Source organism: Tatumella sp. JGM130, assembly GCF_018257525.1.
GTDB classification, from domain to species: Bacteria; Pseudomonadota; Gammaproteobacteria; order Enterobacterales; family Enterobacteriaceae; genus Tatumella; species Tatumella punctata.
Genome location: NZ_JAERJS010000004.1, coordinates 100,932 through 113,385, shown reverse-complemented (window position 1 = coordinate 113,385; position 12,454 = coordinate 100,932). Strand labels below are relative to the sequence as shown.

Sequence of the window (12,454 nt, the reverse complement as noted above, 5' to 3'; positions counted from 1 at the left end):
TAAATTATAAGTATTATGTTTAACGCTCGTGCCGGCACGAGCCTTACGGAAGCATGTTCACTATGGCTACTATTCATGTAGACGGTAAAGAATATGAAGTAAACGGGGCTGACAATCTGTTACAGGCTTGTCTTTCTCTCGGGCTGGATATTCCTTATTTTTGCTGGCATCCGGCGCTGGGCAGTGTAGGTGCCTGCCGTCAGTGTGCGGTAAAGCAATACCAGAATGCCGAAGATACCCGTGGACGTCTGGTGATGTCCTGTATGACCCCGGCCTCTGACGGCACTTTTATTTCGGTGGAAGATGCCGAAGCGAAAGAGTTTCGTGAAAGTGTGGTTGAATGGCTGATGACCAATCATCCCCATGATTGTCCTGTCTGTGAAGAAGGGGGGAATTGTCATCTGCAGGACATGACGGTGATGACCGGACACAGTTTCCGGCGTTATCGTTTCACCAAACGCACCCATCGTAACCAGGATCTCGGGCCTTTTATCTCTCATGAGATGAACCGCTGTATTGCCTGCTATCGTTGCGTCCGTTATTACAAAGATTATGCGGGTGGTACCGACCTCGGGGTCTATGGTGCCCACGACAATGTCTACTTTGGCCGGCCGCAGGATGGCACCCTCGAAAGCGAATTTTCAGGTAACCTGACAGAAGTCTGCCCGACCGGCGTGTTTACCGACAAAACTCATTCCGAACGCTACAACCGTAAATGGGATATGCAGTTCGCTCCCAGCATCTGTCAGCAGTGCAGCGTCGGCTGTAATATCAGCCCCGGTGAGCGTTATGGTGAATTGCGACGTATCGAAAACCGTTTTAACGGCAGTGTTAACCACTATTTCCTGTGTGACCGTGGCCGGTTTGGCTACGGGTATGTAAACCGTGATGACCGTCCCCGTCATCCTCGCCAGCGGCACGGCAGTGACTGGGTTACCCTGAGTTCAGAACAGGTGATTAATGCGGCTGCCGATATAATACGTCAGGGGAAAAAGGTCATTGGTATCGGCTCCGGACGCGCCAGTATAGAAAGTAACTTTGCGTTACAGCAACTGGTCGGAGCAGAAAACTTTTCGACCGGAATGGCCAGCAGTGAACATAATAATGTGATGCGGGTTCTGCAGGTGCTGCGTGATGGCGGTATCAACACGCCGTCCTTACGGGATATCGAATCTTATGATGCCGTACTGGTACTGGGAGAAGACCTGACCCAGGTAGGGGCGCGGGTAGCCTTATCCGTACGTCAGGCCCTGAAAGGAAAAGCGCGTGAAATGGCAGCGGCCCAGAAAGTGGCTGACTGGCAGATTGCGGCGATCCTCAATATCGGCCAGCATGCGAAACATCCGCTATTTTTAACCCATACCGAGGAAACCCGGCTGGATGATATTGCTGCCTGGAGCTATCGGGCAGCGGTGGAAGATCAGGCCCGGCTTGGCTTTGCGATTGCCCATGCCATCGACAGCTCGGCACCGGCGGCCGGAGAGATGGACGCCTCTCTGGAGGGCAAACTGGATGTGATTGTGCAGGCACTGAGTGGTGCGAAGAAACCGCTGATTATTTCCGGCACTCACTCCGGCAGCCAGGCAATAATCGATGCCGCGGCCAATGTGGCCAGAGCACTGAAAAACCGCGGATCAGATGTGGGTATCACTCTCCTGTTGCCTCAGGCTAACAGCCTCGGGCTGGCGATGCTCGGTGGTCAGCCGCTTGAGCCGGTACTGGATAGGCTGCACCAGGGGGACGCTGATACGGTTGTAGTCCTTGAGAATGACCTCTATCGCCATGCTCCGGCATCACTGGTGGATGCGGCGCTGGCACGTTGCCAGCAGGTCATAGTGGCGGATCACCAGCAGACCAGAACCCTGGATAAAGCCAGTTTCGTACTGCCTGCGGCAACTTTTGCCGAAGCTGACGGGACCGTTGTCAGCCAGGAAGGGCGTGCACAACGTTTCTTCCAGGTATTTGACCCTGCATTCTACGATAATTCGGTACAAATTACCGAAAGCTGGCGCTGGCTGCATTCGCTGCATGTGGCGCTGGAAAGCCGGAAAATTGACTGGTCACAGCTGGATCATGTTATTGACTCAGTGATTGCTGCACAGCCTCAGCTGGCGGCGATTAAAGATGCCGCTCCGGACGCAGCCTTTCGTATCCGCGGGCAGAAACTGGCCCGCTCACCTCATCGTTATAGCGGGCGTACGGCCATGCGCGCCAATATCAGTGTGCATGAACCGCGGCAGCCGCAGGATATTGATACGATGTTCGCCTTCTCCATGGAAGGGAATAACCAGCCTTCCGCACCGCGTTCTCAGGTGCCGTTCGCCTGGGCACCCGGCTGGAATTCACCTCAGGCGTGGAATAAATTCCAGGATGAGGTCGGCGGGCATTTACGTCATGGCGACCCCGGGGTCCGGTTAATCGAACCTTCTGCCGGACAACTGGAGTGGTTTATGCCGCCGCTGCCAGCCCCGGTGATCCGTGGTCAATGGCAGGTAGCCCCTCTGTATCGCTTATTTGGCAGTGAAGAGCTGTCACAGCGCTCGGCGGTGTTCCGTGAACGTATGACTGAAGCCTGTGTGGTTCTGAATCAGGGGGAGGCGGAAAAGCTGGGTATCACCCGCGGCACATGGCTGGAACTGCAATGCGCCGGTGAAACCCTCCGCCTGCCGGTCCGTTTTTCAGCGACGTTACCTGCCGGTCAGGCAGGCTTGCCGCTGGGAATGCCGGGGGTTCCTCTGTTCCTGTCCGGTGCCACTATTGAAAAACTGCAGGAGGCAGCACAATGAGTTGGTTTACTCCTGAAGTCATCGCGGTACTGATCCAAATAGTGAAGGCAATAGTTATCCTGCTGGTGGTTGTGGCCTGTGGCGCCTTGATGAGTTTTGCCGAACGCCGCCTGCTGGGGTTATTCCAGAACCGTTACGGGCCAAACCGTGTCGGCTGGGGGGGCTCACTGCAGCTGGCTGCAGATATGATCAAAATGTTCTTTAAAGAGGACTGGGTTCCGCCTTTTACTGATCGGGCTATTTTTACCCTTGCACCGGTCATTGCCTTTGTCGCCTTACTGCTGGCGTTTGCCATTGTCCCGGTCTCTCCGGACTGGATGGTCAGCGATCTGAATATCGGATTGTTGTTTTTCCTGATGATGGCAGGGCTGGCGGTGTATGCGGTGTTGTTTGCTGGCTGGTCGAGTAATAACAAATACTCACTGCTGGGGGCGATGCGTGCTTCGGCCCAGACGCTCAGTTATGAAGTCTTCCTCGGGCTATCCCTGATGGGGGTCGTGGCGCAGGCGGGCTCGTTCAATATGACCGATATTATCGTCAGTCAGACTCATCTGTGGAATATCATTCCGCAATTCTTTGGCTTTTTGACCTTCTGTATTGCCGGCGTTGCGGTCTGTCACCGTCATCCGTTTGACCAGCCAGAGGCTGAGCAGGAGCTGGCGGATGGTTATCACATTGAATATGCGGGGATGAAATTCGGTCTGTTCTTTGTCGGTGAATATGTGGCTATTACCACAGTATCGGCACTGATTGTCACACTGTTCTTTGGCGGCTGGTTAGGTCCCTGGTTACCGCCATTTATCTGGTTTGCCCTCAAAACGGCATTTTTTATGATGATGTTTATTCTGATCCGCGCTGCGCTGCCGCGTCCGCGTTATGACCAGGTGATGTCGTTCGGCTGGAAAGTATGTTTGCCGTTGACGCTGTTGAACCTGCTGGCTACCGCAGCAGTGATTCTGTACAACGCGCAATAAGGAGCTACACCATGACATTAAAAGATATTGTGGTGGGATTTGCGACACAGGTGCGCAGTATCTGGATGATCGGAATGCACGCCTTTGCTAAGCGCGAAACCCAGATGTATCCGGAAGAGCCGGTCTATCTGCCGCCGCGCTATCGCGGGCGGATTGTGCTGACCCGCGACCCTGACGGCCAGGAACGTTGTGTGGCCTGTAACCTCTGTGCTGTAGCCTGTCCGGTCGGGTGTATCTCTTTACAAAAAGCGGAAATGAGTGACGGACGCTGGTATCCGGAGTTTTTTCGCATCAATTTTTCGCGTTGTATTTTCTGCGGATTATGTGAAGAAGCCTGCCCGACTACTGCGATTCAGCTGACACCTGATTTTGAACTGGGTGAATTTAAACGTCAGGACTTGGTGTATGAAAAAGGTGATCTGCTGATTTCAGGCCCCGGCAAATATCCGGAATATAATTTTTACCGTATGGCCGGTATGGCTATCGACGGTAAGGATAAAGGTTCTGCCGAAAACGAAGCCAAACCTATCGACGTTAAAGGCTTATTACCCTAAGGAGTCGGCAATGGAGTTCGCATTTTATTTTTGTGGGGCAATTGCGGTGTTAACCACCTTCAGGGTGATTACTCACACCAGCCCGGTACATGCCCTGCTGTATCTGATTGTTTCGTTGCTGGCAGTGGCAGGCGTGTTTTTCTCCCTCGGCGCCTATTTTGCCGGCGCACTGGAAATTATCGTCTATGCCGGTGCAATTATGGTGCTGTTTGTGTTTGTGGTGATGATGCTGAATCTCGGCAAAGTTCAGCAGCAACAGGAACGTGAATGGCTGAAGCCGGGTTTATGGTTCGGACCCGGGACTATCTCATTACTGTTACTGATTGCTCTGGTTCATGCCATTTCCGGCATTAACGATCAGGGGATCGACGGTACGGTGATGGGCGCTAAAGCCGTAGGGATCAGCCTGTTTGGCCCCTATGTGCTGGCGGTGGAACTGGCGTCGATGCTGCTGCTGGCGGGGGTTGTGGTGGCTTACCATATTGGCCGTGAAGACAGACGGGGTGAGGTGCTCAGTAACCGGCCCGACGACACAATCAAAGGTAACAAGGAGGAACAGATATGATCCCTCTGCAACACGGACTTATTCTTGCGGCAATTCTGTTTGTGATGGGGCTGACCTCACTGATGCTGCGCCGTAATTTACTGTTTATGCTGATTGGTCTGGAAATTATGATTAATGCGGCCGCACTGGCACTGGTGGTTGCCGGCAGTTACTGGGGGCAGGCGGATGGTCAGGTTATGTATATTCTGGCGATCAGTCTGGCGGCTGCAGAAGCCAGTATCGGGCTGGCTTTACTTCTGCAATTGCATCGTCGTCGTCAGACTCTGAATATTGATTCAGTGAGCGAGATGCGCGGATGAACCTTCTCTATTTAACTATTTTATTGCCGCTGATCGGCTTTCTGTTACTGGCATTTTCCCGTGGCCGTTGGTCGGAGAATGTCTCCGCCACCGTGGGAATTGGCTCGGTGGGGCTGGCTGCGCTGGTTACGCTGTATGCCGGAATGGATTTCTTCGCCCGGGGCGAGGCTGTCTATCAGCAGGCCCTCTGGACCTGGATGCAGGTCGGGCAATTTAATATTCAGGTGAACCTGACGCTGGATGGCCTGTCCCTGACTATGTTGTCGGTGGTGACCGGTGTGGGTTTCCTGATCCATATGTTTGCCTCATGGTATATGCGCGGTGAAGAAGGGTATTCACGGTTTTTTGCTTATACCAACCTGTTTATCGCCAGTATGGTGGTGCTGGTACTTGCCGATAACCTGATGCTGATGTACCTCGGCTGGGAAGGAGTAGGGCTGTGCTCTTATCTGTTAATTGGTTTCTATTATACCAATCCGGATAACGGCAAAGCCGCGATGAAAGCATTTATCATTACCCGTATCGGGGATGTGTTTCTCGCCATTGCGTTGTTTATTCTTTACAACGAGCTGGGTACGCTGAATTTCCGTGAAATGGTCGAACTGGCACCTGCGCACTTTGCGGCGGATAATCATATGCTGCAATTCGCCACCCTGATGTTGCTGGGGGGGGCTGTCGGGAAATCGGCCCAGTTACCGTTACAAACCTGGCTGGCTGATGCAATGGCCGGACCGACGCCGGTATCTGCACTGATCCATGCGGCGACTATGGTCACCGCCGGAGTCTATCTGATTGCCCGCACCCATGGCCTGTTCCTGCTGACACCGGACGTTTTACATCTGGTGGGGATTATCGGCGCAATAACCCTGGTGCTGGCAGGCTTTGCGGCACTGGTACAAACCGATATCAAACGGGTACTGGCCTATTCGACCATGAGCCAGATTGGTTATATGTTCGTGGCGCTGGGGGTCCAGGCCTGGGATGCTGCCATTTTCCATCTGATGACCCATGCGTTCTTTAAGGCTCTGTTGTTCCTGTCCTCCGGTTCGGTGATCCTTGCCTGTCATCATGAACAGAACATTTTCAAGATGGGGGGATTACGTAAGAGCCTGCCGCTGGTCTATGCCTGTTTCCTGGTAGGCGGTGCCGCGTTGTCTGCGTTACCGGTGATCACCGCAGGTTTCTACAGTAAAGATGAAATTCTCTACGGTGCAATGAGCAGCGGCCACAATGCTTTACTGGCAGCCGGTCTGGCCGGGGCTTTCCTTACCTCCCTGTACACCTTCCGGATGATCTTTATTGTGTTCCACGGTGAAGAGAAAATTAAGGCTCATGCAGGAAAAGGGATCACTCACAGTTTACCGCTGCTGGTATTACTGGTGCTTTCGACTTTTGTCGGCGCATTAATCACACCACCGCTGGCTAACGTTCTGCCGCAGGGTAACGGTGCTGATGGCGGGAAAATGGCCCTGGAAATCGCGTCAGGGATTGTTGCCGTTGCCGGTCTTGTGATTGCCGGGTTGTTGTGGCTGGGTAAACGCCGGCTGGTGTCAGCGGTGGCAGCCAGTGCACCGGGACGCATTCTCTCTCGCTGGTGGTTCGCTGCCTGGGGTTTCGACTGGTTATATGACCTGTTATTTGTCAGACCTTATCGCGCCATTGCCTGGTTACTGAAATCGGACCCGTTAAATACGCTGATTGGCTTGCTGGCAGGCGGTTCGCGGCTGGCCAGTAAAGGTCTGGTAGTGAGCGAAAATGGTTATCTGCGCTGGTATGTCGCTTCAATGGGCATCGGTGCAGTTGTGGTGCTGGCGTTAATGCTGGTGGTTTGAGGTGAGCTGGCAGGGACATTATGTCATTCCTTCCATGCTTGATAAATTTTCGCGGGTCGCAGACACCCGCGGATCACTAAAAGGGAACCAAACGCCGTGTTACTACCTTGGCTAATTATAATCCCCTTCGTTGGCGGCTTCCTTTGCTGGCTGGCTGAACGTTTTGGTGTTAAAGCACCACGCTGGATAGCACTGTTAACAATGGGGTTAACACTGGCACTTTCCCTGCTGCTCTGGTCGCAGGGAGGGTATTCATTAACTCAGGCTGCGGGTATCCCGCAGTGGCAGTCTGAATTTTCGGTGCCCTGGATCCCGGCACTGGGTATCAGTTTCCATCTGGCGATTGACGGATTATCGCTGCTGATGGTGGTGCTGACCGGGTTACTCGGGACAATGGCAGTGCTCTGTTCCTGGAATGAAATTCAGAAATATCAGGGTTTCTTTTACCTGAATCTGATGTGGATCCTGGGCGGTGTGGTCGGTGTCTTCCTGTCGATGGATATGTTCCTGTTCTTCTTCTTCTGGGAACTGATGCTGGTACCGATGTATTTCCTGATTGCTTTGTGGGGACATAAAGCCTCAGATGGTAAAACGCGTATCTCAGCCGCCACAAAATTTTTCATTTATACCCAGGCGTCGGGTTTAGTGATGCTGATTGCCATCCTTGGCTTAGTGTTCGTACATTTCGATGCAACCGGAGTGCTGACGTTCAGCTATGAACAACTACTGAACACACCGATGTCTTACCCTGTGCAATATTTGCTGATGCTGGGTTTCTTTATCGCATTTGCGGTAAAAATGCCGGTGGTACCGCTGCATGGCTGGTTACCGGATGCCCATAGCCAGGCCCCGACAGCAGGCTCAGTCGATCTGGCGGGTATTCTGCTGAAAACAGCCGCTTATGGCTTATTACGTTTCAGTCTGCCGCTGTTTCCTCAGGCATCAGCTGAATTTGCCCCCATCGCGATGGGGCTGGGTTTACTGGGGATTTTCTACGGTGCCTGGATGGCATTTGCCCAGACGGATATTAAGCGTCTGATTGCTTACAGCTCTGTTTCTCATATGGGGTTTGTGCTGATAGCGATTTATACGGGCAGTATGCTGGCTTTCCAGGGCGCCGTGGTACAAATGATCGCTCACGGGTTATCTTCTGCAGCCCTGTTTATTCTGTGTGGTCAGTTGTATGAACGGTTACATACCCGTGATATGCGTCTGATGGGGGGACTGTGGTCAAGAATTAAATGGTTACCGGGGCTGTCGTTGTTTTTTGCGGCGGCTAACCTCGGGATGCCGGGCACCGGTAACTTTGTCGGTGAATTTATGATCCTGACTGGCAGTTTCCGGGTAGTGCCGGTGGTGATTATTATCGCCACCTTTGGTCTGGTATTCGCTTCCGTATACTCATTAATCATGATGCAGCGGGCATACTACGGTGCACCCAAATCTCTGACGCCGCTGCGGGGCATGTCTGCCCGTGAGTTTCTGATGATTCTGGTACTGGTGGTATTGCTGGTGCTGCTGGGGGTTTATCCGCAACCGATTCTCGATACCTCAAGTGCGGCCATGAGTAATATTCAACACTGGTTTACCGCTTCAACTTTAATAACAAGGCCATGATTAGCCATGACAATAACTACTGAACAATTGATTGCGCTTCTCCCCCTGTTAATCACCGGATTAACTGTGGTGGTGGTGATGCTGTCCATTGCATGGCGACGCAACCCGGTTGTGAACGCCACACTGACAGTCATTGGTCTTAACCTTGCGTTGTTATCTCTGTGGTTTGTTGGCCATAACGGAGCAACGGACGTGACCTCCCTGTTACGGGTGGACGGTTATTCGGTGTTCTACAGCGCATTGGTACTGATGGCGGGCTTAGCCACCTGTACCTTTGCGTTTCCATGGCTGAAATCTTTCCGGGATAATAGCGATGAGTTCTATCTGCTGCTGAGCATCGCGGTTCTGGGCGGGATAGTACTGGCCAGTGCAGATCATCTGGCGTCAATGTTTATCGGAGTGGAGTTGCTCTCCCTGCCGTTGTTCGGGCTGGTGGGGTATGCCTTCCGTCATAAACGGTCACTGGAAGCGGCACTGAAATATACGATTCTGTCGGCAGCGGCTTCGTCCTTTCTGCTATTCGGTATTGCGCTGGTGTATGCCGGCAGTGGTGATTTAACTTTTTCCGGGCTGGGAAGTCACCTGCTGGCGGCTGGTCTGAATTCACCTCTGATGCTGACCGGATTCGGGATGATCGTTATCGGTATTGGTTTCAAACTGTCACTGGTGCCTTTCCATCTCTGGACGCCGGATGTTTATCAGGGCGCCCCTGCTCCGGTCTCTGCGTTCCTGGCGACCGGCAGTAAAATTGCTATCTTTGCGGTGATAATGCGTTTGTTCCTTGAAACGCCATTAACCCATAGTGAAGGTATGCGGACGGCACTGGGATTCATTGCCTTTGCGTCTATTCTGTTCGGTAACCTGATGGCTATTGCTCAGAGCAATATTAAACGCCTGCTGGGGTATTCTTCGATTGCACATCTGGGATATTTGCTGGTGGCCTTAATTGCCGCAGGATCACAGCAATTATCTCTGGAAACCACCGGCGTTTATCTGGCAGGGTATCTGTTCAGCAGCCTTGGCGCTTTCGGGGTCGTCAGCCTGATGTCAGCAGCCGGTCAGGAGACAGATACGGACTCTCTGTATTCTTATCGCGGGTTATTCTGGCACCGGCCGGCATTGTCTGCCGTGATGGCAGTAATGATGCTGTCTCTGGCAGGGATCCCGTCGACCCTTGGCTTTATTGGTAAATTCTATGTGCTGGCATCGGCGATACACGGCCAGTTATGGTGGCTGGCGGGAGCCGTTGTTGCGGGGAGTGCTATCGGGCTGTATTACTACCTGCGGGTTACTGTCAGTCTGTTCCTGAGCGCTCCGGGGTTACATCACCGGGATACTACTGATGGCTGGGGCTATACTGCCGGCGGGGTAGTGATTCTGGTGTCCGGGATACTGGTGATGTTACTGGGTATTTTCCCGCAGCCGCTGATTTCGCTGGTAAAACTGGCACAGCCGCTGATGTGAGTGACTTGTTTAGCCGCAGGGAATAACCACAAAGGCCATGCATCGCATGGTCTTTTTTTTACTGTTAATCAGAACTGCCGGTGAAGACCGGCAGCGCGGGATGATGGGAAACGTTATGTCTGAAATTATCTGGAAAGATCTGCACCACAGTGAACTGACAGTCGCGACGCTTTATCAGCTACTGGCGCTGCGTAATCAGGTGTTTATTGTCGAACAATGCTGCCCCTATCAGGATATTGACGGGGAAGATGTGCAGGGAGATAACCGCCACTTACTGGGATTTGACGGCGATAAGCTGGCAGCCTGTGCCCGGGTGCTGGTACCGGCAGACAACCGGCAACCGCTGAGCATCGGCCGGGTGATTGTGGCGCCGTATGCCCGCGGACGAAAGCTGGGCCACCATTTACTGGAGAAAGTACTGGAAAGTTGTCAGAAGTATTATCCCCGACGGACAATCCGGTTATCGGCCCAGGCCCATCTGCAGTCGTTTTACAGGGCACAGGGTTTTGCCGCCTGCACTGAGGTTTATCAGGAAGACGGGATTGACCATATCGGTATGCTGCTTCAGGCGGGAGATACTCTGTAGCGGCGAAGCAGCGCTCCGCCGCCCTGAGGTTATCCGGCTGTCATCTGCCGGTCATCTACATATTTACGCTGGTCTGGTGCCGGCGGCACATACTGATACATCCAGGTTTCACTGAGGGTCTGTCCCTGACTTCTGAGGAACAGACGCATATTGACCGGATCGGTCGAATCACTGTCCGGATACCAGTCAAACAGGATCCGGTAGGCGTTCAGCGGCTCTACATACAGGATCTCAACCTGTTTAAAGGTACCGGAAGAAACAGTGATTACCGGCTCAATACCTTTAGGGGCGGCAGTTTTCAGGTCACCGCCGACAAAGTCGATAGCGAAACGGCGACACCAGGACTCAGGAAAATGTTCCCCGGGGGCCCAGCCTTCAGGAAATCCGCCGATACCGGTGCGGGTGGCCCCGACCCGGGCCAGTGAGCTTTCGACCGGCGGCAGTCCGCTCCAGTATAATTTATACTCAAAGCTGAGTTCGCTGCCTGCATCGACCGCGGCCTCCGGCCTCCAGAAGCAGACGATATTATCCAGCGTTTCCCCGGTCGTGGGGATTTCCATCAGATTGATGGCGCCTTTTCCCCATTTACCGATGGGCTCAACCCACAGACTCGGACGTTTGTCATACCAGCCAATAACATCCTGATAATCGTTAAAATCATGATCCAGCTGCAACAGTCCGAAGCCACGTGGGTTTTCATCGGTAAAACTGTTAAATGTCAGGCGCTGAGGATTATTCAGCGGCCGCGCAATCCATTCACCGTTACCGGTCCACATAGAGAGGCGATCCGAATCATGGATTTGCGGATGATAGGTGTTGCACATCCGGCGGTCATTAGTGCCGCAACTGAACATGCTGGTCATCGGCGCAATACCTAATTGCTCTATCGCTTTACGGGTATACAAACTGTTTTCGACCGTCATGACCACCCGTTTTTCTTCACAGTCGATAGTGAATTTAAACGCACCAGTGATGCTGGCACCATCCAGCAGGGCGTATACCACAAAACGGGTATCTTCCGGCTTCGGTGTTTCGAACCAGAATGCTGTGAAATCCGGAAACTCTTCATGGCTGGTAAAAGTATTAATCGCCACACCACGGGCCGACAAACCGTACTGATAGGTATCATCTACCGCACGGAAATAACTGGCACCGAGGAATGCAACGATATCACGGCGGGCCAGTTCCGGTTTTTTGAAGACACGGAATCCGGCAAAACCGAGATCTGTTTTACCTGCCAGCTGTTTTACATCGACATGGGCATCGTTGTAGTTGAACAATTCAGGCCGGAAATGGACTTCCCGTGCCTCACGGTTATCAGGGTCAACCGAGAACATTCTGATCCGTCGCTTAAACCCCATACCGGTGTGGAAAAACTGCACATCCAGCTGACGGTCAGGGATGTTGTTCCACAGTGAATGATTAGCATCATACTGAATGGCGTTATAGTCCTGTGGCGTCAGGTTTGCCAGTGTTTCAGGCAGCGGCCCCGGCGCCCCGGCCCAGGGCTGTTTTGCCAGTGCGGCGGCCTGCTGCTTAAGTTTTGCGAAATCGAATTTTCTGGCATTTCCGTCGGCGATACCGTCGGCAGCCCAGGCTGAATTTGCCAGCAGTGAAGATAACCCTGTCATTGTCCCGAGGGCGGAAACCGCCAGCGAGCCTTTCATAAACATTCTGCGATTCATACCGAAAACGTTATCCTTGGTTGTTCAGGTGTATGGTGGCTGCGGTAACCCTGTCACAGCAGATTATGCCAGTAAACGTTGTTCATTCACTA

General features: G+C 52.9%; 10 protein-coding genes. 9 read left to right on the top strand and 1 reads right to left on the bottom strand.

Annotation, left to right across the window (positions count from 1 at the left end):
- Positions 1-62: 62 nt before the first annotated feature.
- The 9 genes from nuoG (at position 63) to JK211_RS03115 (ending at position 10,677) form a co-directional block, all read left to right on the top strand.
- Entirely contained in the window at positions 63-2,786 is a 2,724-nt protein-coding gene (nuoG, locus tag JK211_RS03155; protein WP_212707218.1) for an NADH-quinone oxidoreductase subunit NuoG, read from the top strand.
- Positions 2,783-3,760, top strand: coding sequence for an NADH-quinone oxidoreductase subunit NuoH (gene nuoH, locus JK211_RS03150; protein ID WP_212707217.1), 978 nt, complete (start codon positions 2,783-2,785; stop codon positions 3,758-3,760). The genes nuoG and nuoH overlap by 4 nt, the downstream gene beginning before the upstream one ends.
- Before the next feature lie 11 nt (positions 3,761-3,771).
- Positions 3,772-4,314, top strand: a complete 543-nt coding sequence (nuoI, locus tag JK211_RS03145) for an NADH-quinone oxidoreductase subunit NuoI (RefSeq protein ID WP_212707216.1) — start codon at positions 3,772-3,774, stop codon at positions 4,312-4,314.
- Between the two features lie 10 nt (positions 4,315-4,324).
- Positions 4,325-4,879: an NADH-quinone oxidoreductase subunit J gene (gene nuoJ, locus JK211_RS03140; RefSeq protein WP_212707215.1), complete on the top strand. Its 555-nt coding sequence runs from the start codon at positions 4,325-4,327 to the stop codon at positions 4,877-4,879.
- Entirely contained in the window at positions 4,876-5,178 is a 303-nt protein-coding gene (gene nuoK / locus JK211_RS03135) for an NADH-quinone oxidoreductase subunit NuoK (protein ID WP_212707214.1), read from the top strand. The genes nuoJ and nuoK overlap by 4 nt, the downstream gene beginning before the upstream one ends.
- Positions 5,175-7,010: an NADH-quinone oxidoreductase subunit L gene (gene nuoL / locus JK211_RS03130; RefSeq protein WP_212707213.1), complete on the top strand. Its 1,836-nt coding sequence runs from the start codon at positions 5,175-5,177 to the stop codon at positions 7,008-7,010. The genes nuoK and nuoL overlap by 4 nt, the downstream gene beginning before the upstream one ends.
- A 96-nt stretch (positions 7,011-7,106) precedes the next feature.
- On the top strand, positions 7,107-8,627 hold the full coding sequence (gene nuoM / locus JK211_RS03125) for an NADH-quinone oxidoreductase subunit M (protein WP_212707212.1): 1,521 nt from the start codon (positions 7,107-7,109) through the stop codon (positions 8,625-8,627).
- A gap of 6 nt (positions 8,628-8,633) precedes the next feature.
- Complete coding sequence (gene nuoN, locus JK211_RS03120) at positions 8,634-10,091, top strand: NADH-quinone oxidoreductase subunit NuoN (RefSeq protein WP_212707211.1); 1,458 nt, start codon at positions 8,634-8,636, stop codon at positions 10,089-10,091.
- Between the two features lie 115 nt (positions 10,092-10,206).
- The gene (locus tag JK211_RS03115; protein WP_212707210.1) at positions 10,207-10,677 is read left to right on the top strand and encodes a GNAT family N-acetyltransferase; all 471 of its coding nucleotides are present in this window, start codon (positions 10,207-10,209) and stop codon (positions 10,675-10,677) included.
- 29 nt (positions 10,678-10,706) lie between these two features.
- Here the strand turns inward: JK211_RS03115 and JK211_RS03110 are convergent, their stop codons facing one another.
- A complete protein-coding gene (locus JK211_RS03110) occupies positions 10,707-12,362 on the bottom strand; it encodes a glucan biosynthesis protein D (protein ID WP_212707209.1) in 1,656 nt (551 codons plus the stop codon).
- Positions 12,363-12,454: the final 92 nt, after the last annotated feature.